The sequence below is a fragment of the Telmatobacter sp. DSM 110680 genome, assembly GCF_039994875.1.
Taxonomy (GTDB): Bacteria; Acidobacteriota; Terriglobia; order Terriglobales; family Acidobacteriaceae; genus Telmatobacter.
The window spans coordinates 745,714-771,463 of record NZ_CP121196.1 but is presented as its reverse complement, the minus strand read 5'-3'; the positions used below and the strand labels follow the sequence as shown (position 1 = coordinate 771,463).

Sequence of the window (25,750 nt, the reverse complement as noted above, 5' to 3'; positions counted from 1 at the left end):
GGTCTGCGCTCTACTTGATTGCATTCAGATTCAACCTGAGCAGCTTACCCGGATCGAGATAAGCGCCTTCCCAGCGCACGGCCCAATGCAAATGCGGTCCGGTCACGCGTCCTGTCGCGCCGCTCAGTCCCAGCTTGTCGCCCGCAATCACGTGCTGCCCTTCGTGCACATCGATGCGGCTGAAATGCATCGACAGCGTGTAGAGGCCCAGCCCGTGATCGATGATCACGCAGTTGCCTTCGTAGTAGAGCGGACGTGCCAGCACCACAACTCCGCTGTTCGAAGCGCGCACCACCGTTCCCTTCGCGGCACGAAAATCCATGCCTTTGTGAACGCTCGCCAGCTTGCCGTTGAACATGCGGCGCGTACCAAAGCTGTCGGTCGGCTTGGCGAGCACTGGTGCGCGAAAGCTTCCATGCCAAAGCGGCTCGGCGACACTCGATGCGAACACCCTGGTCTTGATCTCTGCATCGGCAGCGATGACTTTCTGTTCGTCGGGTCCGGGCTCAACAAACTTTGGCGGAACAGTTAGCGCGCCTGTGCGGTAGTGCGCCGGGTGAATCTCGACCGTCTGACTGAGATCGATTTCGCCGCTGCTTGTCTCTCCGGTAATCTTCAGCGTCGTTGTTCCCGGCGGCGCTTCGACGTCGACGCCCGCAAGCGCAACCCACTTCTCTCCACGTTGAAAAAATTCAATCTTCTTTCCGAGCCATTCACCATAGATGCTTTTAGCATTCGGCATGGAGATCACAATCAACTCCGGCGACCCCGCCTCAACGATCGTCGGCGTCAAGGACACGGCAGATCTCATGCCAAGGCGCTGCGCGTAGGTGCCGATTGTGGTGAGCGCAAGCAGACAAGTAAGCCGCAAAACACGAGAGCCGGTCATGCGTTCAGCATAACCGGCTCCGTTCTTCCTAGGGGACCTGGTCTATTTAGGTGCAACCTTATTGTTATGCTTCTGGCGATAGATCTGGCGGCTGGCGCCATTCTGTTCGCGATTGACCTGTCGCTTTTCCTGCCCGGTCAGCTTGCCTCCATTGGCCTGGCGATCGGCATGAACCTGCTGGTTGATGCCCTGCTCCCGATTTTCAGTGCGAGCCGCTTCGCCTGCGGTCATCTGACCGCTCTTGATTCCCTGCGCGATGCGATCCTGCTGATTCTCTCGGCGCTGTCCAACTTCGTTGTTGCCGTAGTGCGCGGTGTTTGCATTGTGCTTGTCGGCGTAGATCGACTTGCTCATATTGTTTTGCTGCCTGTTCACCTGCTGCCGTTCCTGAGTGGTGAGCTTGCCGCCGTTAGCCTGACGATCGTCTTTGATTTCGCGATTCACGTTGGCTTCGCGCGATTCTAGATTCTTAGTCTCGCCTGCGGTAAGCTGGCCAGACTGCACCCCGTTGGCGATGCGGTCCTGCTGATCCTGGCGGCGATCGTTGACAGAGCCTTCCTTTGGCTGTGTCGTAGCGGGTTGAGTAGCGGGGACTGTCTGTTGTGCGAAAATCGGTGCCGAGGCGAACAAGGTGGCCAAGGCAAGTAAGGGCAGTGTGCGTCGCATGTCATTCCTCCAGGGCCTCGGTTACTGATCTCCAGCCCAATGTTGTGTCCAGACCCATGCTTCCAAAAATAGTTTTCAGACATCCACCGATTCTTTTCCGGCGACGGCACTAAAGTCACAAGCGGAAGTTGGTAGATGATTAACAGCGCCAATGCAATTTCATGTAACTCCGCGGATGCGATCGGAATCTCAAACAATATGGCTTCCCTGAGGTTGCATTCACTTTCATTGGCTTGGCGCCTGTTGCTTCTTTCGTTACTGGTCTGCGGAACTGATTCGCCGGCCCACTCTCAGCAAATCCAGGCGAATCGCGTGCCCGTGCTCGTTGAATTGTTCACATCGGAGGGCTGCTCGGACTGTCCGCCGGCAGACGTGCTGCTCGCAAAGATCGATGCAACGCAGCCTATTTCTGGTGCGCAGGCGATTGTTCTCAGCGAACACGTGACCTATTGGAATCATCAGGGCTGGAGCGATCCCTTCTCGCTTGATGCCATGACGGAGCGACAGGAGCAATACGTGCAACGCTTCGGTCTCGACTCGAGTTACACGCCTCAAATGGTCGTAGATGGAACCGAGCAATTCGTCGGAAGCAACGCGCGATCCCTGGTCGACGCTGTCGAAAAACAAATCAAGGTACCAAAGAAGAGCGTCATGATCGAGCATGCTCAATGGGAGAACGGAGCCGTACAATTTTCGATTCACGCAGATGCTCCTGCGGGGACGAAACTGGTTGCGGTTCTGGCTGCCAATTCAACTCACTCCGAGGTCGCGCGCGGAGAAAACGCTGGCCGCACGTTGCACCATACCGCAGTGGTGCGCGTGCTGAAGGAATTCAATGTTGACGTAGCAGATGGTCGCGCACTGAAGCTCGCCGCGGGACCCCTGGCGGAGAAGAATCAGGAAAAAGTTCCGGTGCGTCTGGTCGTCTTTCTCGCAGATCGCAAAACCGGCCATGTGCTCGGCGCGGCGGAGCAGATCCTGCAGCAATAAGAAGCTCGTCACCGCGCGATGTTCTTTTCACAAGGCGCTGTGCCGCGACAAGTAGGATGAAGAGAGTTATATCCAACTGATTCTTCTTCGTGGATCAGATAAGGAAGACGATCGTGCGCATTTTAAAGAGCATCAGCGGACTAATAGGCGCGCTTCTAGTAGTAATGGGCGGAATTTGGATTTTGCAGGGGCTGAATCTGGCTTGGGGTCCACTTGCCAGAAGCTTTATGCAGAATGACCGCCAATGGGCTGCATATGGCGCGATGCTGGCAATAGCTGGCTTCGGACTGATCTTCTGGGCTTATAGAAAGCCACGCAAGGGCTGATCCTGGCCGCTCGGTCAGGGATTGCACAAGAGCGGCCGGATCTTGCCGTAAAATTGTCGTATGACTGATCGCATGGCCCTTTCCCTGGCCCAGGCCGACCCTGAAGTAGCCGCCGCCGTTGACCACGAAACCCTCCGCCAGCACGAGGGCCTCGAGATGATCGCCAGCGAAAACTTCGTCTCCGAAGCGGTGCTTGAGGCTGCCGGCTCTGTCTTCACCAACAAGTATGCCGAAGGATATCCGGGAAAACGTTACTACGGCGGCTGCGAGTATGCCGACGTGGTTGAGAACCTGGCTCGCGATCGTGCCAAACAGATATTTGGAGCGGAGTTTGCCAACGTTCAGCCGCACTCCGGCTCGCAGGCGAATGCTTCCGCCTACATGGCCGTCTTGCAGGCGGGCGACACCATCCTCGGCCTCGACCTGGCTCACGGTGGCCACCTGACACACGGTCACAAGCTCAGTTTCAGCGGTAAGCTTTACAAGACAACTTTTTATACCGTCCGTCGCGATACTGAAGTCATCGACTACGATGAACTCGAAGCGATTGCCGAGCGCGAAAAGCCCAAGGTCATCATTGGCGGCGCCAGCGCTTACCCGCGTCTTTGGGATTTCGAGCGCATGCGCCAGATCGCGGACAAGGTCGGCGCCAAATACATCTTTGACATGGCGCATATCGCCGGACTCGTCGCGGGCGGAGCGCATCCTTCCCCGGTCCCACATGCGCACATCACCACCACAACCACGCATAAAACGCTGCGTGGACCGCGCGCTGGACTGATTCTCTGTGGCAAGGATTTTCAGGTTGGCCAGAAACCGGAACAGACTCTGGGCAAGGCCATCGATATGGCGGTATTTCCAGGCCAGCAGGGTGGACCGCTGGTGCACATCATTGCTGCCAAAGCAGTCGCATTTGGCGAAGTTCTGCGGCCCGAATTCAAATCTTATGCTGCGCAAACAGTCGCCAACTGCAAAGCGCTGGCCACGGCCATGCAGGAGACCGGTTATCGCCTGGTTTCTGGCGGAACAGACAATCACTTGATCCTCGTCGATGTCTTCCAAAAGGGAATTCTTGGATCGGAAGCTGAGCTTGCTCTCGGCAAGGCTGGCATCACCGTCAACAAAAACGCGATTCCTTACGACACGAATCCCCCGCTCAAGCCTTCCGGGATTCGCATCGGCACGCCCGCGCTCACAACGCGCGGCATGAAGGAGCCAGAGATGCGCATCATCGCAACCTGGATCGCGAAGGCTCTCGAGAAACGCAACGACGATGCGGCGCTTGAACACATTCGCGGCGAGGTTGCGGAGATGGCCAACCGGTTCCCACTCTATGCATGGCGGCGACAGGGTGTTGCGGTCAACGCATAAGTCGCTGCAAATTCCTCACTTATCCGGCAATCAGCAACTTGCCACACTCTGCAGGGTTTCATGTAGTGTGTTTGTGATCGGCTTATCGGGAGCTTCAAAGCGCCGCGCCGCTCTCCCGTAAGCAAGTTGGAGGAACATCATGCGTGCAGCAAATTTGATTTTGACCGTATTGTTGGCTGTGTCATTGCCGGCAATTGCGCAGCAATTCCCCGAAGCTCATGGGCGTCCGGCGCCGCCGCCGTCCCGCGGACCGGCCCCGAGTCGAGCTCCCAAAGCCGCACCGGTGCACAAAACAAATGACGCGAGACAACAACAACCTGTTCAGCGTGAGCAGCCCCCGCAACAGCAGCAGCGAAATTTTAGCGACAAACCCGGTCATCCAAATGCACCGCACGTCGATCAAGGCAACCGTTGGGTCGGACATGATACTGGTCGAAACGACGCTAACTACCATGTTGACCGCCCCTTCGAGCATGGCCGCTTCACGGGCGGGTTTGGTCCCTCGCACAGATGGCACCTCGGCGGCGGAGGCCCAAGCCGGTTCTCGTTTAATGGATGGTACTGGAGCGTTGCGCCAGCCGATTTTGGCTTCTGCGATGGCTGGGACTGGGATAGCGACGACATTGTCATCTATGAAGATCCGGATCACGATGGCTGGTACCTGGCCTACAACGTCCGTCTCGGAACCTATGTGCATGTGATGTATCTCGGACCGCAATAAGCTCGGCACATTTGGAATGGAGTAAGAGGGCAGGCCAAACCGGTCTGCCCGTTCTTTGTGCGAGACGTTTGAGCGCACTCGCATGCCCAATGTACATCGCGGAATGCGAAGCGATAAGATGATCAGTCCGCTGAGAGCTGCCCCCACACTGCTCCGAACCAGGCTCCTCTCAAAATCTACTGCAATCTAAAAGAGGATTGGCATGACTGCTTTCGTCGCTCGCCATGTTTTGAACAAGGTAACTTCTGTTCTTCATTTTTTCGTTTTTCTTCTCATGGCAGTTGCAATCCTTGCTCCGTGCGCTCTCGCCGTCCCGGTGCCCATCGTGCTTACTGGCGCCGATCGCCGCCCGGCAACGTCTCTCAATGGAGAGTGGGCGTCTATTGTCGATCCGTACTTCTCAGGCCTGTTCAGCTTCCATCATGAAGAAAAGAAGAATGGCTACTTCATGAATTACAAAGCGAAGCCTGGCGATCCATTCCCCACCGAATATGACTTCTCCAAGGCGCCAAAACTCAAGGTCCCGGGCGATTGGAACACGCAGCGCGATTCGCTCATGTTCTACGAAGGACCAATCTGGTATGAGAAGGACTTCACGTACGATCCCAAACCGCATACTAAAGTTTTTCTCCACATTGGGGCGGCTAACTATCATTCATGGTTCTGGGTCAATGGTCAGAAAGTCTGCGAGCACGAGGGCGGATTTACCGCGTTCAACTGCGATGTAACCGAGGCCATTCACGCCGGCGGTAACTTCGTGGTTGCTGCGGTAGATAACACCCGTCACGAAGACAACGTGCCCACACTCGAAACTGACTGGTGGAATTATGGCGGCCTGACGCGTGAAGTTTCGCTGATCCAGGTACCTGAGACCTTCATTGATCAGTATGATTTGCATCTGAGCGGTAAAGAAGCGGGTTCGATTGAAGGGTGGGTTCATGTCATAGGTGGACAACCGGGTGAGAAAGTGGATGTTGAAATTGCCGATCTGCGCGGAAAGGCGACAGCGGACATCGGCGCGGATGGTCGAGCTGCATTCCACTTCAACGTGCAGGGATTAGAGCGCTGGACGCCAGAGTCGCCGAAGCTCTACAAAGTAGCGATCCACGCGGGCGGCGATTCTATCAACGAGTTGATGGGATTTCGCACGATCGAAACACGCGGCTCCGAGATTCTGCTCAACGGCAAACCGATCTTCCTTCGCGGCATTTCAATCCACGCCGAAGCACCCTATCGCACTGGTCGCGCCTATTCAGATAAAGATGCGGAGACCTTGCTAGGCTGGGCTAAGGAACTGGGCTGTAACTACGTTCGCCTTGCGCACTATCCGCACGATGAGACCATGCTGCGCGCTGCCGATCGCATGGGCTTATTGGTCTGGTCGGAGAATCCGGTTTACTGGGCGCTCCAATTTGACAACCCCAAAGTGCTGGCGAAGGCTGAGCAACAACTTGACGAGGAGATCAACACCTCACGCAATCATGCAGCCATCATTCTCTGGTCCATGGCGAACGAAACGCCTAACAATACTGCACGCACCCAGTTCATTGAAACACTGGCAATCCGCGCTCGCAGTCTCGATCCGACGCGATTGATTACGGCTGCTCTGCTCGTGCGCGCGAAAGGCGATACCAAGATCGTGGATGATCCACTGGGAAAGGCTCTGGACGTAATTGGGATCAACGAATATATCGGATGGTACGAAGGGCATCCCGAAAGCGCCGACACAACCCAGTGGCAGATTGATTATGAAAAGCCGGTAATCGTCAGCGAATTTGGTGCGGGTGCAAAGGCAGGCCTGCACGGCGGCGAAAACGAACGCTGGACCGAGGAGTATCAGGCAGATGTTTTTCGCCATCAATTGCCGATGCTGAACAAGATCGCGCAACTCAGAGGCATGAGCCCCTGGTGCCTCATGGATTTCCGTTCGCCCAATCGCCCCTTGACAGGTATTCAGGATGAATTCAATCGCAAAGGATTGATCTCCGATCAGGGACAAAAGAAGGCAGTCTTCTATGTGCTGCAAAAAGCCTACAAGGAGAAAACCATCGGAAAGGCCGATTAAGTGAATGAAGTTTCACGGGTGTAAGTCATAAGTGGAGTCATCTCCGCTTCGCGGTGATGATATATCCTCTCACTATGTCGATAGAAACCATCCTTGCTGAAATAGACGCGGAGATCGCCAGACTTACTCAAGTCCGTTCTCTGCTTGCAGGTACCCGAACAGTTAGCACGTCGGGTCCCAAAAGTAAGACAAGCAAAGGGCCAGGCAGGAAGAAGAAGCGCGTACTCAGTCCCGAAGCTCGCAAGCGGATCGCCGATGCGCAACGCAAACGTTGGGCAGCGCAGAAGGCAAAGAAGTAGAAGGTTGATCGCGGCTTTCAGCGCTCGTAGGCCACTCCAGCGCAGCCAGCCAGAACAACACCGCTTACCAGGTTTCAACAGCGAGAACATTGGGCGGCCCGGAATGGCCTTCGATGACCTGTGTCTCAATCACGGCTTCCATATTCATCTTTTCCCAGTTAGCGGGAGCCTTGGCGAGAAGCGATTCGAGATAGACAGGATTGTAGAGAATCTCTCCGGCCGCCTCTGTTCCTTCTTCTGAAATACCCGCAGCGATGATCACCGGCTGGCCGGTGGTGCTGTCATGTATGCGAGCCACAATCGCATAATCGCGCGAGAGCTTTTGATACGGCAGATCCCATGCTGTCGCCCAGGTCGTTTGAGTCTGGCTTTTGCGATCGACAATCAAAGCTACGCCGTCCTTCGATTCAAATCCAAACCGCAGCTTCTGTGTTACGCGCAGGGTCCAGATGTTGTCGAAGGCGCCGATCAGCACGATCGGGCCCTCGCGCAACTGGGCGAAGGTCGCCTCCGATGCTGGCACCACTCGAAACGCTTTATGGCGCGCCTCAAGAGCAGCCGCCGTGCGCGTCAAGGTGATGACATCCGCCAGTGCCAGGTTTCCTGACAGATGTAGCCGCACATAGAGCTTCTGGGGCTCCACTGGAGAATTGACTGGGGCTTCGAAGGAATTAATCGCGTCCATGTCAATATTCTTGGCAGGTTCGCCCAGGCAGAATGTGGTCGGATTGGCGCTTGAAAGGAATGGCTCCCAGAAATGCTCGATGTTGGAGACCGGTTCGGGCGGCGCCGGCGCTGGGTGGATGCGCAACCCCACAATGGTGCCGACCACGCAGCCCAGAATCAGCAGACCGACCATAATAGTCCAGCGGAATTGCGATGGCTTCGAAGGGGAATCTGGCTGGAACGAGGGCGCAATTGGCTGAATCTCGTCCGGCCCTTCCGTGACCACGGCCATTTCTAGGGTTTCCGGCGCCGGTTCAGCTATCGGCTCAGGCGGTCGAAACGTTGGCACATATGAGCCCAGGGGTAACTCGATCACGAGTTCCCCGAGATGGGATGAGTCAAAATAATAGAGACTCAGCCGCTTGCGTACCTCACCCGCAGTTATGCGCACAACCGGGTCAGAGTTTGCGTCGTAGCTGGGCGTCCTGCCGAAGACTTCAATCCCGATACTGCGCTCTTTCAATTCGCCAGCGTTTCCCAGAAGCGTCTGCTCTACCACATAGGCCAGCAGGGCGGGATAGCGCTTGCTATTAGCGAAAAGAGGGTGGGTGAGCAGCTTCTGCAGTTGCTCCCTGACGGCGGAATCGGAGGCAAACGACTGCGGGTCCACATCCTGGATGGATTTGGGGGCCACTGGCATTGCACGAACTCCTCAAAGCCCTAAATGGGCAATGGCTCGCGGCATCAGATTGCGCACCGAAGTGGCACTTGGCGAGTGCGACGGACAGCAATCGATCGCAAGACCAAAAAAACTAGGTCCAACGGGCTCATCATTTCTTCCCCTTCGATTTGGATCCCGGCAGGTCTCGGTGGAAAAGAAGGTCGTATTAAATTCTGGATTGCCCGCACTGCGTATGATACGTCCGCACTTTAACTGTGTCCATACTTCAATAAAGATAGATTCTGCATCAGCTTATGGACTTTACAGGTCCCTCGCTACCCGATGGAACCTGTCGCCAATATTCAATTCTGCGTACATTGGAGGCCGGTCCAGAAAATGTGTCGGGAGTGTGTCACACTACGGCGCGTTTTCTTGTGATTGCGGCTCCTCGCCCCTCCGGTTACCAGACCTGGATTGAATCCAGGCGGGACTAATCGGGGGGCGCTTTTTTTGTGGAGAGCCCCTCCGTGTTGCGCACAAGCTGGTGCAATGCAGCTTCGATTAGAGTCCATAATGTCCACTACACACGCTGCGGCCGTCAAACGCCAGTGTATCCTTCGAAGTTCACCAGCCAGAAAATACAAACATGCAATATGCTGATGGGTCCCCGTTATAGGGGCCTTTCCGTGATGCGAGGTAATTAACTTATGAAAGCGATTTTGTCCTGCACGCTCCTCTTTCTTGCGCTGGCCGCTAACATTTCTGGGCAAACTGCCCCCATCACCGCCGACGAGGCACACCATCGGGCTGAAGCGCTCCTCAAGCAGATGACCATCGAGGAAAAAGTCGGGCAGATGAATCAATCCTCCGGCATCGTCATGCCCCTCCTGGCCAGCGAGAAGCCCGACAACCTGATCGTCCAAGGCAAAGTCGGCTCCATTCTCTGGCTGATTGACGTCAAGGAGATCAATCGCCTGCAGCACCTCGCTGTGGACAAGTCGCGCCTGCATATTCCGATTCTTTTCGCGTTCGATGTTATCCATGGATACCGGACTGTCTTTCCCATCCCATTGGCGATGGCCGCCTCATGGGATCCGGGCGTCGAAGAAGCTGCGCAGCACCTGGCCGGCGAAGATGCCCGGGCCGCAGGCATTCGCTGGACCTTCACTCCAATGGTCGACATTGCACGGGATTCGCGCTGGGGACGAATCGTTGAGGGAGCGGGCGAAGACCCTTATCTCGGAGCTGCAATGGCTCGTGCACAGGTGCGTGGATTCCAGGGCGAATCTCTGGGCCCCGATAGCGTCGTGGCCTGCGTGAAGCATTTTGCCGGCTATGGTGCTGCAGAAGGTGGTCGCGATTACGACTCCTCCTACGTTCCTGAAGAGCTCATGCAAAACGTGTACCTCGTTCCGTTTCATGCCGCCGAACAGGCTGGCGCGGGTAGTTTCATGAGCGCTTACATGGATCTGAACGATGTACCGGCCACGGGGAACCACTGGCTGCTGACTGACGTTCTCCGCAAGCAGTGGGGCTTCAAGGGGTTCGTCGTCTCCGATGCGTGGGCCGTCGGCGCACTCCAGACGCACGGATACGCAAAAGATCCCGAAGATGCGGCGTTCAAAGCGGTCACGGCTGGTCTTGATATGGATATGGCCAGCCTCACCTATCCCAAATATCTCGCTGGACTCGTCCATTCGGGCAAGGTGAAGGAGGCGCAACTTGACGCTGCGGTTCTTCCTATCCTCGAAGTGAAGTATGAGCTCGGCTTGTTCGATCATCCTTACGTCGATGAATCCAAGGTGGACTCGACACTCAGCCGTCCTGAAGGCCGGGAACTCGAGCGCAAGGTGGCAGCGCGTTCAATGGTGCTGCTTAAGAATGACAAACACACCTTGCCTTTGGCGAAGTCCATCAAGAAAATCGCTGTCATCGGCGCGTTGGCCGATTCGGTACGCGACATCGAAGGTGGCTGGACCGTTGAAGGTCTCTTCGGCGGAGGATCGAAAAGTAATCCAGTCACGATCCTCGCAGGCCTGAAGAACAAGCTTGGCCCCGGTACCGAAATCAACTACGTTGCCGGCCCCAGCCCGGTGCGCCTGTTCCCCTCCTTGTTCGACGCTATCTCCGGAACCAAACCGCCTCCACCTCCGACCGACGCTGAAATCGCCGAGTCGATTGCAAAAGCGAAGGCCGCTGCAGCCGGCGCAGACGTGGTAATTGCGGTCGTTGGCGAGACTGCTGTGATGAGCAGTGAATCCGCCTCGCGTGCCTCCATGGAACTGCCCGGCATCCAGCAGCAGATGCTCGAAGCCGCAGCTTCCACCGGCAAGCCTTTAGTCCTGGTATTGGAGAACGGTCGTCCTGTCGACGTGCAATGGGCTTCGAAGCATATTCCGGCAATTCTGGAAGCTTGGTATCCGGGAACTGAGGGCGGCAATGCGGTGGCTGATGTCCTCTTTGGCGATGTGAATCCAGGCGGCAAGCTTCCTATCAGTTGGGCTCACTCGGCTGGCGAGGAGCCGCTCTACTATAACCACAACCTCACCCACGAACCAGAAGACCGGCCCAACTTTACATCGCGCTATTGGGACGTCTCAAGCAAACCGCTCTATCCCTTCGGCTATGGTCTTAGCTATACCAGCTTCAAATTCGATCACCTGCGCCTCAGCAAGACCACTATGACGACTGGCGATGCTACCGAAGTGCAAGTGGATGTGACCAACACCGGGAAGCTGGCGGGAGATGCGGTCGCGCAGATCTACATTCACCAGCGCTGGGGATCGGCCTCGCGCCCTGTCCGCCAGTTGAAAGGATTCAAGCGCATCGCGTTACAACCAGGAGAGACCCAGACGCTCAAGTTCACGCTGGGCAAAGATGAGCTTGAATTTTGGAGCCCGCAGACAAAGGCATGGGCAGTGGAGCCCAGCACGTTCGACGTCTGGGCTGGCGAAGACTCAACCGCAAGCTTACACGCCGAGTTGAGCGTCACCGAATAAAGCCCTCAAAAAGCTAAGGGCCGGAGCCCACCGCGCATGGTGGATTCCGGCCCTCTCTTCTTGTGGCGTGCTAAATCCGGTTTAGACCGAAAGCAGCCGCCCAAAGAACGCGCGGTAACGGCGCAGCGCCAGACGAAGCTCCTCAGTCGACACGTTGTCGCCGCGATCCCACTGACCTTCCAAACGCGCGCGCTCCTCGGCAAATACTTCAGCCAGGCGCTTCATTGCCCCAGCCACCAGTGAATCGGCGCGCTCCACAGCCTGGCGCGGCTCATCTACAAAGCCCACCTGGATCGCATCCCACTTCGCATAGAGCTGCTTCGATTCATCCTGAGAAAATAGCGCCTCTTGTGCATCTGTTTCCGCGGGCTGCGCAACGGCGTTGATGTGCTTGTCAACGGAAGCATTCATGTCGCGACCGTCTTCGCGATTCTCCACAAGCTTCTGTTCTACAGGTTCGTCGGCGTGTGCCAAGGCTGCGGTTGAAAGGCCCGTGCTACCGAGGTCTTCATCTCTTTTAAGCTCTGCCATAATTACCCTCCTGCTGCTGTAGTAATGCCGCTCGCAAGGGCGGCGTAATAACGTGATTCAAATTGATTGGATGGGCGCAGTTCCTGCCGCCGCGATCGATCTAACGTCGCAAGAATCGCTATCAGCAGGATGAGATGAGGACGCGGTGCAAAGGTTGCCCATCGGCGGAATGTGCAAAGCTTTACCTGCATGCGGAATTCTGTGCAACAAGAAATGCGGTGATAACGCAGGCCTTTAGCTCGTGGAGCTTTTTCCTCAAGCGAATCCGAGCAATATGCGACGCATTCCTAGTGAGCGTCGATGAACGGAATCACCGCATTTAGAAACTCTTGCGGCTTCTCAATGGATGGCGCGTGTCCGCAATCAGGAACCATGACAAATTTCGAGCCGGGAATTCCTGCTGCGTACGCTCGCCCCTGTTCCAGCGGAACAAGTTCATCGTTGCCGCCCCAAACCACCAGTGTCGGTATTGAGATCGTGCTAAGGCGATCCTTTACAACTTCGGCAGCAAGTTTCGAACTGCTCCAGATCGATCGCTCGGTAAATCCGTCGTTGGCCTTCATCTTCATCGCCCATGACTCTCGCACAAATTCATCGGTCACGCGCGACTTGTCATGGAACACGATCGCCACGCCATGCGCATCTGCGAGTGTGCCGGCGATCGGAATCGGAATCGACTGCCCGGTCATGTGCGCCGCCGACATACCCGCCGCATCCTCAAGCACCAGCCGCCGTGGGACAGGCAGCGCATTCACGCCCGTGTTAGCCGGTGCAAGCGATTCAATCGTGTAAAGCGCAGATATCCATCCGCCCAGCGACTCGCCCACCAGTGTGAACTCGTGCACATTGAGCGTGCGCAGAAATTCTCCAAGAAAGTCGACATAGGTCTGAATCGAGTAGTCGATGAATGGCTTGTCCGAACCGCCAAATCCGATCTGGTCCATCGCGATCACGCGATGGTGTTGCGAAAGAGGCAGCAACACATTGCCCCAGTCGAACCGGGCCTCGCTGCCGAATCCGTGAACCAGCACAATCGCGGGCCCCGTGCCGATGTCGTAATAGACAATCTTCTGCCCGAAGACCGGAACACTGTGCTGCGCCGGGAGCTTCGACTCTGGAGTAAGAAGTGGCGCGGGCGCCTGCGCGCTTAGCGACAGAACCGCAAATGTGCTAGCTAAGAACATCGGAGCAGATAGTTTCATACTGCCTCCTATCTCGGGGTAGAAGTCGAATGAATCCTATCACTTTGCCGCCTTCGTCCAGCTTGAGCTGACTAAGAGTTGGAGTCCGATCACCGACTTTCGGCCCGTGTCCTTGGTAATGAACGAGGCGCTATAAACTACAGCACTTTTCGGGAATCAGGCTCACCATGGAAGGCACATCAAAGGCTCATCCATGAAGACCTTGTTTCGCTTGTTTCTGAGTTGCCTGATTGTCTCGTGCGTGTGCGGTGCGCAGGACCTTCGCTCGCACATGGACCAGATGAAGACTGCCTACACCGCCTCTGGCAGTATCGTGCCGGTTGACAGCCAAACCCTGGTGGTCGAACCCAACATGCCTGCGCCCGTCTGCGCACTGCCGCGCCAGGAAGATGGGAAGATTGCATGGTACCGGTATGCTTTTCCGCTCTCCTCCATCACGGTTGCGCTCACTGACGTTGACGAATCCCTGATCGGCGAAGATTCCGTGTTCACCAATCCGAATGCTCCCAGCGCCTACAAGCCCGGTGACCAAGGCGACGCAGTCATGGTTGTGGTTGTGGGAATGCCGGGGAAGAAATTCCCCGCGCTCATCTATGATCGGGAAAAACTCGCCCACCTTGGGCCAGGCCCGCACAGCAGTTCCGACTACGGCCAGGTGAAGGATCAGGTCGAGGCATTCGGACTTACGTTTCACGACGCCGCATCGGCCCACGCTTTCATTTATGCTCTCAAAAACGCAGTGATTCTCGCCAAGACACAGGCCATGGCGCGCTAGTCCTTCACCTGCTTTCGGGTTCGAGTTGAAGGCCCTCTGCGCGCAACCATGTCGTCATTCCGATGCAGCAACTGCCTCGCAAATCTTTTCCATTGCGGGAACCTCCACCACGCTGCCGGGTCGATGCCCATTCACCAGGATTGAAAACGCCAGCGTCTTTCCACTTGCGGTCTGCAGATATCCCGACAGTGCGTTGGTCTCATTCAGGGTGCCGGTCTTGGCCCATAGTTTCCCTTTCAGCGGCGAATTGCGAAAGCGCCCATAGAGCGATCCATCCACACCCGCCACAGGAAAGGTGCTGCGCCAGGCCTCTCCCCACGATTGACGGGAGGCGTAGGACAGCAGTCGTGTATAGGCGCGCGGAGTGATCCGATCGTCCATGCTCATTCCTGAGCCGTCGTAGAAGAAGAAGTCCGCGTCGCTCACGCCGGCATCTACCAGAAACTGCCTTACCACGCGCGTACCCTGCGCCAGGCTCCCATCCTTTGCGAATGCTTTCCCAAGCATCCTCAGGATCAACTCGGCGTGCAGATTCTGGCTTACCTTGTTGGTCAACATGATGTCTTGCGCAACCGGCACGGAGATGTGAGTTGCCAGTACTCTGCGTCCATCAGTTGGCGCTTCCAGTGTCACGATTGCGCGGGGCGCCAGCTTGAGCGGCTCGGCGCGTTCGGCGTTGAAGTCGCCAGAGCCCTCGGCATAGCGATGTGCGGAGGTTGCATTACCGTTTATCTTCACTCCGCGGCGCACCAGCGCATCTTCAAATGCCGCTGCCGTAAATTCTGCCGGATCTTCGACCGCCAGCGGCGCATGCAAGCCCTGCGCCGGAGCCGTGCCCCAAGCCCGTACCATCAAACTTCCCGGTCGCCGCTCCAGTCCCGGATGCGGCGTTTCCCCCGGCTGCGCCATCGTCATCGCATTCTCGACCGTGTAGTAATCAATATTTGGCGTCCATTGCGGCAGGGTTGAGCCAGGTTTCGCGGGATCCGCCGAAAGAACCAGTTCGATGGAGTTATCGGCAAACGAGAGCGCCGAGATCGGGGCTCCGTACCCCCACTGCAAGTCATCCCACGCCCATGCGGTTCCGTAGGGCTCGCTAAGGTAATAGCTGTCGTCGCCCACCACGCTGCCCTCAACCGAACGCACCCCTGACTGCACAACCTGCTGAGCCAGGAGTTCGAGTACCTCCATGGCGCGTGGTTCCGTCTTCACTTCCTGCGGAGGAGGTTGAGTATCCGGCTTTCCTGAGGGCGACTTCGCCGGCGGATTCTCCGGATTTGGAGATGCGGTCGGCGGGGTTGGCGGCTGGTAAGGATAGCGCCGTCCGCTCAGCGTAGGATCGCCGGCACCGAGGATCAGAATGTTCCCATGCAGAACCCCGCCAGCATCCACATCGCCCCCGGCAACGATGTTCGTGGTCCAGGTCAAGCTTTGCACGGGAAGCAACGCATATGCGGCTGCAGTCGTCGCAAGCTTCGCGTTCGATGCCGGTGTAAACAGCTTGCCCTCATTCAGTCCATACAGCGCTTGCCCGTCGAGCGTCGTCACGCTGATGCCAAACTCCGTATGGCTCAGAGCAGGATCGGAAAGAATCGCCTGGATGCGCTCTGCAAGCGAGCCCTTTGCCGGAGCCGCATGCGCACGCTGCGGCGCTGCGGTATGAGAGTGATGTGGCTGGGCCAAAAGGCTGGACGCAAAGAAGACAACCAGCGCCGAACCAAGCGCCAAAATTCGCCGGATGGAAAACATGAGGGGAGTGTAGCAGGGCTCGTTCGAATAGCGCCTTCTGTCGCGAATCGTTTGTATGCCCATAGAATCAAAGCAGTCTCCTGCCCAGTACCATTGCAGCAGGCAGAAAAATTCATTTAAATCTGATGACTCCTTTGACGCGCACAGTATCGAACTGGAAGCTGCGCACCGGCTCTCTTGAACTCGGCAGGCGAACACTGGTCATGGGCGTCGTCAACATCACTCCCGACTCCTTCAGCGATGGGGGAAATTTCCTCGATCCCCAGGCAGCCATCGCCCATGGCTTGCTGCTTCTCGACGAAGGCGCGGACATCCTCGACCTCGGCGCTGAGAGCACGCGCCCCGGCTCCCTCGCGGGAACTGCGACAGCGATCAGCGCCGACGAAGAGCAGGCTCGCCTTCTGCCAGTGATCGGTGGAATTCTTGCCGCTCGTCCCGGGGCTCTGATTTCAGCAGACACCTACAAATCCGCAACGGCCCGTGCCGCACTCGCCACCGGAGCAGAAATCGTGAATGACGTCAGCGGCTTTTCATGGGACAAGGCAATGGCCGCCGTTTGCGCTGAATCCGGCGCCGGCATCGTGTTGATGCATTCGCGGGGCCGTCCCGATGAATGGCGGGGCCAGGAAAAACTTCCTACCGACGCGCTGATGAATACGATCTTAACGGGGCTGGCTTCAAGCATAGAAACGGCAAAGCAAGAGGGTGTGAAAGCCGAAAACATTGTTCTCGATCCCGGCTACGGATTCGGCAAGAAATTCGACGAGAATTACACCCTGCTTGCCCGGCAGGCTGAATTGCTCGCGCTTGGCCGCCCGCTTCTTGCTGGAGTCTCGCGCAAATCATTCCTCGGTCACACGCTGTCCCCACTGCACGGCGGTGAACCAGCTCCCGTCACGGCAAGAGAGACCGCCAGCATCGCCGCTCTCGTCGCCGCCATTCTTCACGGTGCTTCAATCGTCCGTGTGCACGATGTGCGTGTCGCCGTTGATGCCGCTTGTATCGCAGATGCTATTCTCGCCGCGCGCTAAGCCACCCAATCTGTCTTCTTCGCACTGCACTTGTCTCCGACTTCAACAATGCGTGATCCAAATCACATTTGTGCCATTCCGAAACGAATGAACATGTCGCGCACATGCCTTTCGAGTCAGCGGCTTATGGCCACAAGTTGTATTTCGGAAAATGTATTAAACAGCGATCATTCGAAGTAGGGAATCATCCCTTATTTGGTGGGATTAATGAACACACTTTTACTCCGCATTACTTTCTACTTGCAGTCATTCATCGAGGATGAACAGGGCCAGGATCTTGTCGAGTACGCCCTGGTGGTTGCATTGATCGCATTCGGTGCAATCACCGGTATGGGTTTTCTCTCCAAGGGAATCAACCATGCGTTTTCGAACATCGCTACGACCTTGACGACAAACGTCTCGTAATTTTTTTGCGGTAGAGAATCTCTGCTCTGGTCTGAACTGATACGGAACCTCGCGGCGCATTTCTTTATTAAATTGACATGGAACAAACGAGTCTGCCGTCGGATGACTAAGCTTCACCGCTTCGATAATGCGTGGAGTTTGAGCACTGTGTTCCAGTTCCTTCCGGTGCTGATAACGCCGATAGCCTTGTCGAGAATCTTGCCGGTAAACTTCGTCTCCGCCGCGCCATCGGGCAGGTGCAGATAGAGCGTATCGGAAGCCAAATGATAGCGGTCCCGCCGCTGCGGATACTTTGCAATGATCGCGTCTAGAGCGGTCGCGGTATCCTTCCCGGCAGGACCTGCAAGGAATCCAACATGCACCTTGCTGCCGTCTGCGGCTGCCTCCGCGGCATACGGGTTTTGGCGGATGAGACTGTCCAATTCCTCGTGCGTCCGCACGACGACTCCAACTGGTGCACCAGTCAGTTTTTCCAGACCTGCCTCCACGGCCTTCGCTACGTTTGCCGCAGATCCTTTGGCATCCACCACGGCGTTGCCACTCTGAATGTAGGTTTCGACGTTCTCAAACCCCAGCTTCGTCAACACTCTCTTGAAGTCGGCCATGGGCAACTTTCCCGTGCCGCCAACGTTGACAGCGCGAAGAAGAATCACATAAGTTGGCATGCCAATACCTACTTCCGCCTCGAGTGGCGCATCTATAAGGGTTGATCTTATGCCGCAGCCCCATAATTCCACCACTGATGCGAGTGTAGCGCGAGACTTGGTCTTGAAACCTCAACAGCAATCGGCCACGATGTCCGGTGAACGAGCGAAGACTCTCAATGAATTGGAAGCCCAGTTCACTGCCATCAGTGCGCGTGCGCAGACTCTGGTGGGATCAGGCGGCAAAGAACTGTGCATGAAGCCTCCTTCCCCCGGATCGTGGTCGGTGACGGAATGTCTTCAACATCTCAACATCAGTGCAGATTCATACTTCCCCATCTGGCAGCAGGTAATCGCCAATGCAGCGCCGCGCAAATCCGAAATGAATGCGCCCTATCAGGCCGATTTTTGGGGACGTTTGCTGTCCTGGATTCTTGAGCCACCGGCGCGCATCCGCAAGAAGACTGTGCTTCACTTGGAACCCACCGAGCGCGGGGAAATCGAAGTTGTCCTGGACGAATTCGTTGAGCGGCAGGAACGCATCATAGGGACCCTGCGCCGATGTCGCGGTCGCGCCATCGATCAGGTAAAGATCGCGTCGCCGGTGGATTCGCGCATCCGTTACAGCATCTGGTCAAGCTTCCTCGTCAACGCCGCACATGAACGCCGCCACCTGTGGCAGGCGGAGCAAGCTCTGCAAAAACTGCGCAACGGAAAATAGCTTCTGCCTTGCTATAACGTTCCCATGGGTACAAATGACTACGCACCCCGCCCCGCGCACATCAGGTGGCTCCTTGATTCCGACCCGGCCATCCGCTGGCAGGTCATGCGCGACATCACGGGTGAAGCTCCCGAATCCGTGGCGGCCGAGCGCTCACGCGTAGCCACGGAGGGCTGGGGAGCGGAGCTTCTCGCTTCGCAGTCCCCCAACGGCTATTGGGGCGGACCGAACCTGCGCCATTTCCGGCCCGATCTGCTCCCGGATGACCGCAAAATGATCTTTAGCTTCTACACGCTCGTCGTTCTGATGGATCTCGGAATCGATCCCGCCAGCAAACAGGCTTGTAAAATGACCGACCGCGTCAAGAAAGGCGTGGCGTTCAAGTGGCTCAACAACCGGCCCTTTTTTCAGGGCGAAACGGAACCCTGCATTAACGGCAGAATCCTCGCCCTCGGCTCATATTTCAGAGAGCCCAATGATGCCTTGGCCAATCTACTTCTCTCTGAGCAGCTTGAAGATGGTGGATGGAACTGCGAGGCACCCAAGAGCCGGCGCTCTTCATTCCACACCACTATCTGCGTGCTGGAAGGCTTGCTCGCGTATGAAAAGGCTGCGGGCAAATCCGCTTCCGTGACCAAGGCCCGCAAGCGAGGCGAAAACTACCTGATCGAGCGCCAGATGTTCCGCTCCTTGCGTACCGGCGAAGTGATCGACAATCGCTGGCTTCGTTTCTCGTTTCCAACCTTTTGCCACTACGATGTCCTTCGCGGACTGGATTACCTGCGCGATGCGGGAATCAAACCGGACAATCGAATCAGCGATGCGATTGCAGTCGTCATCAAGCGCCGCCATCAGAATGGCCGGTGGCCTCTCAACTTGCTTCATCCCGAACAAATCCCAATCCAAATGGAGACCGCCGTGGGTAGTGCAAGCCGCTGGAACACATTGCGTGCGCTTCGGGTTCTGAGTTGGTTCAACAATTCAGCGTATAAGCTAGCCAGGCAAACCCAAGGCCGGAGACAGTAATTTCTTCGGTTGGAAAGTCCAGCTAGTCAGCCATGGCGTCGGCTGTTTCAGAGGTTGCCCAACTTTCGAGTCCGCCGGTGTTGACGACGGGTTCAGGCGCAGGCTCCAGAAGGTAATGGAAGAACGCTGAAATGGCGAATGTAACGGCGGCGCTGCCACATGCCAGCAAAAGTTGCGACAGCGGTGATTTGGCGAACACCACAAAAGGCACTCTCACAATTCCGTTCACAAGGAAGATGGCAAGAGAGTAGTTGCCGATTGTTTCGAGGAGCTGGACTTTTCTGAGAACTACGCGGGTCTTGGTGTAAAGCCAGAGAATCAGAGTTACAGATGCGAGCGATACGAGATGCGAGACCGCCCTATACTCACTTCCAACAAGGATGATGGCAAATGCGGGGATGGCGAGGAAGACATTGATGCGGATCGGGAATCGAGCGGCGATGATGCCGAGGCATAGCACACGCATGCGCCCGATCGGGTTCTCCCCCAGGTTGATCTGCCAGTGGGCAAGAATCGGATTGGTCAGGTGCGTGATAAGAAAACACACAATCGAAAGCACCACTAAGCCTTGCCAGCTGAACTTATTTGTCAATCTGCGCAGAAGCAGCCACATTGCATAAAACTGGATGATGAAAGGAATAAACCACCACGGCCCGATTGGTGGAAGTCCCAGGCCGGGCAGAATATTGGATACTCCGGCTAGCATCAAGAGCAGTTTCGGACCGGCATCCTTGATGACCCAGATCGGGCCGAGGTGCATAGCCGCGAGGAGCGCCCAGAAGAAGACGACGAGACCAAACATCGGGTAGAGCTTCTTTACCCTGCACCACATGAATTCGGACCATGAATTGGCATCGCTCCAATGAGACTTGGCCAGACCATAGGCCGATAGAAAGATAAAGACCTGAACTCCGAAGTGTCCGTAGAAGGCAAAAAGGGACTGGATCGCCATCGAGGGGTGGATGACCGTTTGCAAAAAGATCGGAAACCTGGCGGGATCAAAATTGAATTCGTTCTCACGGACCGGGCCGATTACGTGAAAGAAGTTATGAAAAACGATCGCGACGATCGCCAGCCCTTTCAGGATGGCCGTATCTTTTTTATCCAGATCGATAAGAAAAAAACGCGATCTCGCGGCGTCTCGTAATGACGCGACTGCAGAGAAGCCACGCATGGGGAGTGTGCGTTGTTCCATTGGCACCTAACACAGGGCCCGGGATATTTGAATCTATGGGGAAACTCGGATAGTGATTCTACAGGACCCAGTGTCACCGCAAAGGTCTTGATTGAACACGTCACTTAAGTTTACGGAAAACTCGAAAGGCCTGCCTTCTATCGACGCCCCGATGAGCGCAACTGGCAGTATCGAATTAGTTTAACAATGCATTCGTAGTTACGGATGAGCTGACTGGCAAAGTAATCCCTGATATCGCCGGCAGGATTACTGCTTTTCTGTCGAAAGGTACACTACTAGTCCGCTCAGCAGTGCAAAGGTCGCGAGTACCGGAACCACAATCGACGCAATTCCGCTGAGCTGCGAAAACGCATCTGGGAAGAGCGCATCCAGATGCAATGCCCGCGGCAGGTCAGCGAACCAGGCTTTCAGCGTGTCGCCGCGCAAGGCAAGGACCGCAGCGGCTACAACAACCGAAATGGCCAGCGCAAAAATCTGCGCCCCGAGGATGGGCCTGCCAACTTTTTCAATCGCCGCGTTACGACGCCGCAACTGTGCACGCCACCAGAGCGCTCCGGCAGACTCCAGGTGCGGTTGCATCGAAGTCTGCTTATGGGCCGTTTGAAATGCCTGAGACACAAGCACCAGGTCGGAACACATGCGGCACGACTCGACGTGCTCGCGCAGATCGGCCGGGCATGCCTGGGGCCACTGGCCTCGATCAAGCAACTGCGTAACCTCGCGCTCGCGTACACACGAAAAAGGACTCATGCGCCCCCACTCTCTCGCAGCAGCCGGGCCATCTTGCGCCGCGCACGAAACAACAGCAGCCGAATGCTTGCTGAAGCCAGCCCCGTAACTTCCGCGATCTCATGATGGGAATATCCTTCCGCGTAAGCGAGCCATAAAAGCTGCCGATCGCGCGGTCGCATCAAAGCCATTGCCGGCTCCAGCATGGCCTGAGAATCCGATTGGGCTATCGCGCATTTCGCCTTGAATATCTCTTCCGGCACTTCGTCAATGGAGGAAGACTGCGGGCGTCGCCAGTGATCGCGCAACAAATTGGTTGCAATTCGAAAAAGATATCGCCGCGCTGCAACTTCGCCATCCAGCGGGTGATCAGCGCAGAGAAAACGCACATAGCTTTCCTGGGTCAAATCGTCAGCAAGCGCGGGATCGCGGCTTACGCGCGCCAGGTATGCCCAGAGCGATCGAGCAGAACGCGCATAAAACGCTGCGAACTGCTCATTATCCATCGGCGCGACGGACGTGCTCGGGGCAAGGGCCTGTCCCTTGCCTGCCAGCACATTCGGAATGATTGATTCCCAGGACATGGGCCTCTGCTTCCTCTCCTTCACCGGGCTCCCCGCGACTCACTGCCTGTCCTTGAATACCGGGGACCCGCTGAGGGGCGAATCAGACCTGCTCTGTGCAGCTTGATCGGCTGGCATCAAGCCCAGCTTCGCTGCCAGCAGCCACGAAACACCTGCAGAGATGATAAAGCCAATTCCTGGCATCAGCACTACAGTTCCAAACACTAGCATCGGTTCATCCATGTCAGGACCAGCATGGCGCAACATGAGCAGACCAATGCCGAGCAGCACCATCACAATGCCAGCCTGAAGTGGAGTGAGGACGCGGGCCACGGCGCTGGGCATGCGACGACTTGCCTCGATGCCAACGGGGATTGGCGCGGCCTCGAGAAATTTTCTGCCAGCATCGGTTTCCATATAGGCCCCCAGTTCCTGATTGTTCGTGAATTTGTCGATGAGCTTGCCGTGCACCTCGCTTTGCAGCTTGAAGATGCGGCTCCAGCGGCGGTTCTCAACAAACATGCGAGCCAGCAGAAAGATGCCGATAATGCCGCATGCGAATGCGATGAGAGGCACCATGTCGCTCCATATGCGCTCGAACGAGGTTGGCCGATCCTGAGAGCGATACACATCCGGCCAGACTGCGCGCTCCAGCGCTTCATCCGGCTGGCCCTCTTCGTGTTTCAAATGAGAAAAAAGATAAAACTCCGGGTTACGGGCTACCTCGGGATGCGCGGTCAAGAATGCTCCCAGTTGAGGGTTGTTGTGGGACACGTAATCCTGATTCGAGAGGAGCGATGGATCATGCGACACCACTGTGGTGAGCGTGGGGCTGAGCCGCAGGAGACGAATCAGCTCAGTCTGTGTCGCTGCAACATCTCGCTCGTTGGGAACAGCTGCATTGTCCGCCACCTTGACAGGTGGCGGGACCGCCGCATGCGGCTGGGCCATTCCCAAATTGGCCTGAAGCAAAACAGAAAATGCGATAGCGGAAAGTATCCGGTAGATCCTGCGACGGTTGTCCATGCTTGTCTTCCTCATGTTGAAGAGCCTTGAGAGCCTTCTATGAGGAACAACGAATGAGCCAGCCCAACCGTTAACAAAAGATTTTCCGCGATATCGCCGTTTTTTTGGGGTATTAGCTCTTTAGCGGTATTTAAGTAATGAAGTCTGCAGGTTACTTTCTAACTATCCCCAGACTGTACTTTCGAGTTTGGACAAGAAGTGTGTTACCGGTACTCCCCGACCAATTCGCAGAAGCGGAGACAAGCGACACCATGGACGATCACTATCACCAAAGCAGACTGCTAGCCACCTTGAAGCAAAGCTATGCGGACAAACGCAACACCCTAACATGGGCACTGTTGATCTGGGCCGTGACTGGCACTGCCTTTGCCCTCTTCCTGCCGTTCGAAGCCACGATGGTGCGATCGGTCGGCGTCGCCGTAGGGTGGTCAGCAATCCACCTGATCCGAAGGATGTGATTTCCGTCCACGAGACCACCGCTTAGATAGAGCGCGGTTCTCGCATGCTTCGAGGCGAGACGCAACCACCGCCTGTTTAGCGGTTGTTGTCCCCGGCATTACGGCCCTTTTTGCATGAAGACGCAGGGCACGGTGTCCCTTCCTGGGTTAGGGATGGCGTGCCCACCGGACTCATAGAGTGTCTGGATGCTTTCGGCGTTGACCTCGATCATTTAGCTGGAATAGCTGGACGGCCCTTGCTGAAGCGCAGATTGTGGATGCGGCCGGTCGTTAGCAGGAAGCCGCCGATTTCGCCTTTGGGGGTGCGCGTGAACCTGATGCTGCCGAGTGATGAGGCGAAGAGGTCGCGCGTTACCGGCATGAGCTTGTCAGGATCAGCCTTGAGGCGGTGGAGGACGAGTTTGCCCTCTTCAATCTTCAGCGAGTAGAGAGGATCGATCTCGTCGCTGCTGTAGGCACCGGCATACTCGATGAGATCGCTTTCGGAGGGCGTGAAGGCAGGCACCGCGGTAGAGACGTCGGGCTTCCCGTCTTCCGACTTAATCGTGAGCTGAGCGGGGGCGCCGGGTTTGGGCGTGTCGAAGGTCAAGTCGACGGGCGCGACCGCAAGGCGGAAGTGATTGGGAGCCAGAGCTTTCAACTCATAGCTTTCGTCGCCGCTGCCCTGGCCGGCATAAAGCTTGTTGTCTTTGACGAATATTCGGACTACCTCATCGTCCTGGTTGAGATAGATGCCTATGTTTGCTTTCAGCTGGTCGGGCGTGAGCTGGATTCCCTTCTCGTCGTTGGAGGGAACGGGTGCGGCGGGCTTCATTCCCTTGGCGAGATAGATCTCGGCGACTTTGCGATTAAGGTCGCTGGGATCGGCGGTAGCGATATTGCAGAGGCACGCGGAGCTGAAGTGCTGATCAGGAAAACGGATGAGATCGGAGCGATATCCGGCATCGGCGCCGCCGTGGTCGACCGTGTTGAGGCCGCGGTAGGTTCCGATGACCAGGCCCGAGGCGTAATCGAGCTGCTCGCCGCTGTTGAGCTTGCCGCGTTCGAGCATTTGCTTGACGAGTTCGGGACCACCGACACGGGAGTTATAGAAGTTTTCATCCCAGAGGGCGAGGTCCTCGACGGTGGTCATGAGGCTGGTGGCGCCAACGGTGTCAAAGTTGGTGACGCTTAGCTTGAAGGTGTCTTTGGCAGGTGCGTATCCGTAGGCAATGTTCTTGACGATCTCGGCGTGATCGTCGCGGAAGTGGGTGCTCTTCATGCCGAGGGGCTCAAAGATGTTGGCGGTGGTGAATTCGCGGAGCGACTTACCGCTGACGCGTTTCACGATTTCGCCGAGCAGGGTGTACCCGGTGTTGCTGTAGAGGTGCTTTGTACCTGGCGGGAAGTTGAGTTCCTTCTGATGGGAGATGACGTAGAGCACGTCATCGTTGGTGATGAGATCGAGGGAGTAGCGCCACCCCGAAAGGCCGAGCAGGTCCCACTGATCTCGCAGGCCGCTGGTGTGGTGGATGAGCTGGCGAATCGTGACTGGAGTACCGAAGTCGGGGAGCTCGGGAATGTATTTGCGGGCGGGATCGTCGAGCGAGAGCTTGCCCTGCTGCGCCAAAAGAAGAATGGAAGCGGCGGTGATCTGCTTCGACATGGAAGCGACATGGAAGACAGTGGTGGGGGTGTTGGCAATGTTGTGGTCGAGGTCGGCCATGCCGTAGCCGCGTTCATAGATGATTTTGCCGTCCTTCATGACGGAGAGCGAGCAGCCCGGAGAGACGGTCGAGTCCATTTTCTGGAAGAGGGCATCGACTTTGGCGGGCAGGTTTTCCGGGGGAGCGGGTAGGGTCTGGGCATAGATACCTGAGGCAAGCAGAACAGACGCGGCTATCGGGACGAGAAGCTCGGAACGCATCATCGGAAGTTCTCCCTTTATGGCTGGCGACCAGTGTAAGCGAGATGGGCGAGGGTGCACTCACGTCCTTTTCATACGTGCTCTCCTTACGGAGTTCGGCAAGGGTGGCGCAAAGTATGCCCTGTGATGGCGACTT

The 25,750-nt window shown here is 56.5% G+C and carries 24 protein-coding genes; 12 read left to right on the top strand and 12 right to left on the bottom strand.

The window, feature by feature from the left end:
• Nucleotides 1-10: 10 nt before the first annotated feature.
• Together P8935_RS03130 and P8935_RS03125 are read right to left on the bottom strand one after the other, a co-directional pair.
• The gene (locus P8935_RS03130; RefSeq protein ID WP_348263556.1) at nucleotides 11-889 is read right to left on the bottom strand and encodes a M23 family metallopeptidase; all 879 of its coding nucleotides are present in this window, start codon (nucleotides 887-889) and stop codon (nucleotides 11-13) included.
• Nucleotides 890-931: 42 nt separating this feature from the next.
• A complete protein-coding gene (locus P8935_RS03125; protein WP_348263555.1) occupies nucleotides 932-1,555 on the bottom strand; it encodes a hypothetical protein in 624 nt (207 codons plus the stop codon).
• 312 nt (nucleotides 1,556-1,867) lie between these two features.
• On the opposite strand from P8935_RS03125, the gene P8935_RS03120 reads away from it, so the two are divergent.
• From P8935_RS03120 to P8935_RS03100, 5 genes are all read left to right on the top strand, one after another.
• A complete protein-coding gene (locus P8935_RS03120) occupies nucleotides 1,868-2,545 on the top strand; it encodes a DUF1223 domain-containing protein (protein ID WP_348263554.1) in 678 nt (225 codons plus the stop codon).
• A gap of 113 nt (nucleotides 2,546-2,658) precedes the next feature.
• The gene (locus P8935_RS03115; RefSeq protein WP_348263553.1) at nucleotides 2,659-2,871 is read left to right on the top strand and encodes a hypothetical protein; all 213 of its coding nucleotides are present in this window, start codon (nucleotides 2,659-2,661) and stop codon (nucleotides 2,869-2,871) included.
• A 60-nt stretch (nucleotides 2,872-2,931) separates the two neighbouring features.
• Entirely contained in the window at nucleotides 2,932-4,242 is a 1,311-nt protein-coding gene (gene glyA / locus P8935_RS03110) for a serine hydroxymethyltransferase (RefSeq protein ID WP_348263552.1), read from the top strand.
• A 139-nt stretch (nucleotides 4,243-4,381) separates the two neighbouring features.
• Entirely contained in the window at nucleotides 4,382-4,963 is a 582-nt protein-coding gene (locus tag P8935_RS03105) for a hypothetical protein (RefSeq protein WP_348263551.1), read from the top strand.
• Nucleotides 4,964-5,165: 202 nt separating this feature from the next.
• The gene (locus P8935_RS03100; RefSeq protein ID WP_348263550.1) at nucleotides 5,166-7,028 is read left to right on the top strand and encodes a glycoside hydrolase family 2 TIM barrel-domain containing protein; all 1,863 of its coding nucleotides are present in this window, start codon (nucleotides 5,166-5,168) and stop codon (nucleotides 7,026-7,028) included.
• Nucleotides 7,029-7,391: 363 nt separating this feature from the next.
• On the opposite strand, the gene P8935_RS03095 is transcribed toward P8935_RS03100, so the two are convergent.
• Nucleotides 7,392-8,693, bottom strand: coding sequence for a hypothetical protein (locus tag P8935_RS03095; protein WP_348263549.1), 1,302 nt, complete (start codon nucleotides 8,691-8,693; stop codon nucleotides 7,392-7,394).
• Between the two features lie 668 nt (nucleotides 8,694-9,361).
• Here P8935_RS03095 and bglX point away from each other — a divergent pair.
• Nucleotides 9,362-11,653 carry a beta-glucosidase BglX gene (gene bglX / locus P8935_RS03090; RefSeq protein ID WP_348263548.1) on the top strand — a complete coding sequence of 764 codons (2,292 nt, stop codon included), beginning with the start codon at nucleotides 9,362-9,364 and terminating at the stop codon, nucleotides 11,651-11,653.
• An 81-nt stretch (nucleotides 11,654-11,734) separates the two neighbouring features.
• Here the strand turns inward: bglX and P8935_RS03085 are convergent, their stop codons facing one another.
• Together P8935_RS03085 and P8935_RS03080 are read right to left on the bottom strand one after the other, a co-directional pair.
• On the bottom strand, nucleotides 11,735-12,184 hold the full coding sequence (locus P8935_RS03085) for a hypothetical protein (RefSeq protein ID WP_348263547.1): 450 nt from the start codon (nucleotides 12,182-12,184) through the stop codon (nucleotides 11,735-11,737).
• 287 nt (nucleotides 12,185-12,471) lie between these two features.
• Nucleotides 12,472-13,386, bottom strand: coding sequence for an alpha/beta hydrolase (locus P8935_RS03080; RefSeq protein ID WP_348263546.1), 915 nt, complete (start codon nucleotides 13,384-13,386; stop codon nucleotides 12,472-12,474).
• A gap of 193 nt (nucleotides 13,387-13,579) precedes the next feature.
• Here P8935_RS03080 and P8935_RS03075 point away from each other — a divergent pair, with 193 nt between their 5' ends.
• Nucleotides 13,580-14,161 carry a hypothetical protein gene (locus tag P8935_RS03075; RefSeq protein WP_348263545.1) on the top strand — a complete coding sequence of 194 codons (582 nt, stop codon included), beginning with the start codon at nucleotides 13,580-13,582 and terminating at the stop codon, nucleotides 14,159-14,161.
• Between the two features lie 54 nt (nucleotides 14,162-14,215).
• On the opposite strand, the gene dacB is transcribed toward P8935_RS03075, so the two are convergent.
• Nucleotides 14,216-15,973: a D-alanyl-D-alanine carboxypeptidase/D-alanyl-D-alanine-endopeptidase gene (dacB, locus tag P8935_RS03070; protein ID WP_348263544.1), complete on the bottom strand. Its 1,758-nt coding sequence runs from the start codon at nucleotides 15,971-15,973 to the stop codon at nucleotides 14,216-14,218.
• A gap of 62 nt (nucleotides 15,974-16,035) precedes the next feature.
• Between dacB and folP the strand changes: the two genes are divergently transcribed.
• Together folP and P8935_RS03060 are read left to right on the top strand one after the other, a co-directional pair.
• Complete coding sequence (gene folP / locus P8935_RS03065) at nucleotides 16,036-16,941, top strand: dihydropteroate synthase (RefSeq protein WP_348263543.1); 906 nt, start codon at nucleotides 16,036-16,038, stop codon at nucleotides 16,939-16,941.
• A 207-nt stretch (nucleotides 16,942-17,148) separates the two neighbouring features.
• Nucleotides 17,149-17,346 carry a Flp family type IVb pilin gene (locus P8935_RS03060; RefSeq protein WP_348263542.1) on the top strand — a complete coding sequence of 66 codons (198 nt, stop codon included), beginning with the start codon at nucleotides 17,149-17,151 and terminating at the stop codon, nucleotides 17,344-17,346.
• Between the two features lie 113 nt (nucleotides 17,347-17,459).
• On the opposite strand, the gene P8935_RS03055 is transcribed toward P8935_RS03060, so the two are convergent.
• The gene (locus P8935_RS03055; protein WP_348263541.1) at nucleotides 17,460-18,011 is read right to left on the bottom strand and encodes a DUF1697 domain-containing protein; all 552 of its coding nucleotides are present in this window, start codon (nucleotides 18,009-18,011) and stop codon (nucleotides 17,460-17,462) included.
• 103 nt (nucleotides 18,012-18,114) lie between these two features.
• Between P8935_RS03055 and P8935_RS03050 the strand changes: the two genes are divergently transcribed.
• Both P8935_RS03050 and P8935_RS03045 read left to right on the top strand, forming a co-directional pair.
• On the top strand, nucleotides 18,115-18,711 hold the full coding sequence (locus tag P8935_RS03050; protein ID WP_348263540.1) for a DinB family protein: 597 nt from the start codon (nucleotides 18,115-18,117) through the stop codon (nucleotides 18,709-18,711).
• 24 nt (nucleotides 18,712-18,735) lie between these two features.
• A complete protein-coding gene (locus P8935_RS03045; RefSeq protein WP_348263539.1) occupies nucleotides 18,736-19,737 on the top strand; it encodes a hypothetical protein in 1,002 nt (333 codons plus the stop codon).
• Nucleotides 19,738-19,759: 22 nt separating this feature from the next.
• Here P8935_RS03045 and P8935_RS03040 read toward each other — a convergent pair whose 3' ends face one another.
• The 4 genes from P8935_RS03040 to P8935_RS03025 form a co-directional block, all read right to left on the bottom strand.
• The gene (locus P8935_RS03040) at nucleotides 19,760-20,932 is read right to left on the bottom strand and encodes an acyltransferase (protein WP_348263538.1); all 1,173 of its coding nucleotides are present in this window, start codon (nucleotides 20,930-20,932) and stop codon (nucleotides 19,760-19,762) included.
• A gap of 246 nt (nucleotides 20,933-21,178) precedes the next feature.
• A complete protein-coding gene (locus tag P8935_RS03035; protein WP_348263537.1) occupies nucleotides 21,179-21,682 on the bottom strand; it encodes a hypothetical protein in 504 nt (167 codons plus the stop codon).
• Nucleotides 21,679-22,245 carry a sigma-70 family RNA polymerase sigma factor gene (locus P8935_RS03030; RefSeq protein WP_348263536.1) on the bottom strand — a complete coding sequence of 189 codons (567 nt, stop codon included), beginning with the start codon at nucleotides 22,243-22,245 and terminating at the stop codon, nucleotides 21,679-21,681. Before P8935_RS03030 ends, P8935_RS03035 begins: the two co-directional genes overlap by 4 nt.
• A 39-nt stretch (nucleotides 22,246-22,284) precedes the next feature.
• Nucleotides 22,285-23,265 (bottom strand): hypothetical protein, encoded by a 981-nt coding sequence (locus P8935_RS03025; RefSeq protein ID WP_348263535.1) that lies wholly within the window; start codon nucleotides 23,263-23,265, stop codon nucleotides 22,285-22,287.
• Between the two features lie 236 nt (nucleotides 23,266-23,501).
• Here P8935_RS03025 and P8935_RS03020 point away from each other — a divergent pair, with 236 nt between their 5' ends.
• Nucleotides 23,502-23,708, top strand: coding sequence for a hypothetical protein (locus P8935_RS03020; RefSeq protein WP_348263534.1), 207 nt, complete (start codon nucleotides 23,502-23,504; stop codon nucleotides 23,706-23,708).
• Nucleotides 23,709-23,916: 208 nt separating this feature from the next.
• Here P8935_RS03020 and P8935_RS03015 read toward each other — a convergent pair whose 3' ends face one another.
• Nucleotides 23,917-25,617: a serine hydrolase domain-containing protein gene (locus P8935_RS03015; protein ID WP_348263533.1), complete on the bottom strand. Its 1,701-nt coding sequence runs from the start codon at nucleotides 25,615-25,617 to the stop codon at nucleotides 23,917-23,919.
• Nucleotides 25,618-25,750: the final 133 nt, after the last annotated feature.

Coding starts and splice junctions, on each gene's coding strand:
- bglX (WP_348263548.1), top strand. CDS start 9,362: ATGAAAGCGATTTTGTCCTGCACGCTCCTCTTTCTTGCGCTGGCCGCT.
- glyA (WP_348263552.1), top strand. CDS start 2,932: ATGACTGATCGCATGGCCCTTTCCCTGGCCCAGGCCGACCCTGAAGTA.
- P8935_RS03075 (WP_348263545.1), top strand. CDS start 13,580: ATGAAGACCTTGTTTCGCTTGTTTCTGAGTTGCCTGATTGTCTCGTGC.
- P8935_RS03040 (WP_348263538.1), bottom strand. CDS start 20,932: ATGGAACAACGCACACTCCCCATGCGTGGCTTCTCTGCAGTCGCGTCA.
- P8935_RS03130 (WP_348263556.1), bottom strand. CDS start 889: ATGACCGGCTCTCGTGTTTTGCGGCTTACTTGTCTGCTTGCGCTCACC.
- P8935_RS03100 (WP_348263550.1), top strand. CDS start 5,166: ATGACTGCTTTCGTCGCTCGCCATGTTTTGAACAAGGTAACTTCTGTT.
- P8935_RS03055 (WP_348263541.1), bottom strand. CDS start 18,011: ATGCCAACTTATGTGATTCTTCTTCGCGCTGTCAACGTTGGCGGCACG.
- P8935_RS03095 (WP_348263549.1), bottom strand. CDS start 8,693: ATGCCAGTGGCCCCCAAATCCATCCAGGATGTGGACCCGCAGTCGTTT.
- P8935_RS03085 (WP_348263547.1), bottom strand. CDS start 12,184: ATGGCAGAGCTTAAAAGAGATGAAGACCTCGGTAGCACGGGCCTTTCA.
- P8935_RS03045 (WP_348263539.1), top strand. CDS start 18,736: ATGGGTACAAATGACTACGCACCCCGCCCCGCGCACATCAGGTGGCTC.
- P8935_RS03035 (WP_348263537.1), bottom strand. CDS start 21,682: ATGAGTCCTTTTTCGTGTGTACGCGAGCGCGAGGTTACGCAGTTGCTT.
- dacB (WP_348263544.1), bottom strand. CDS start 15,973: ATGGGCATACAAACGATTCGCGACAGAAGGCGCTATTCGAACGAGCCC.
- P8935_RS03060 (WP_348263542.1), top strand. CDS start 17,149: ATGAACACACTTTTACTCCGCATTACTTTCTACTTGCAGTCATTCATC.
- P8935_RS03105 (WP_348263551.1), top strand. CDS start 4,382: ATGCGTGCAGCAAATTTGATTTTGACCGTATTGTTGGCTGTGTCATTG.
- P8935_RS03025 (WP_348263535.1), bottom strand. CDS start 23,265: ATGAGGAAGACAAGCATGGACAACCGTCGCAGGATCTACCGGATACTT.
- P8935_RS03030 (WP_348263536.1), bottom strand. CDS start 22,245: ATGTCCTGGGAATCAATCATTCCGAATGTGCTGGCAGGCAAGGGACAG.
- P8935_RS03125 (WP_348263555.1), bottom strand. CDS start 1,555: ATGCGACGCACACTGCCCTTACTTGCCTTGGCCACCTTGTTCGCCTCG.
- P8935_RS03080 (WP_348263546.1), bottom strand. CDS start 13,386: ATGAAACTATCTGCTCCGATGTTCTTAGCTAGCACATTTGCGGTTCTG.
- P8935_RS03015 (WP_348263533.1), bottom strand. CDS start 25,617: ATGATGCGTTCCGAGCTTCTCGTCCCGATAGCCGCGTCTGTTCTGCTT.
- folP (WP_348263543.1), top strand. CDS start 16,036: ATGACTCCTTTGACGCGCACAGTATCGAACTGGAAGCTGCGCACCGGC.
- P8935_RS03020 (WP_348263534.1), top strand. CDS start 23,502: ATGGACGATCACTATCACCAAAGCAGACTGCTAGCCACCTTGAAGCAA.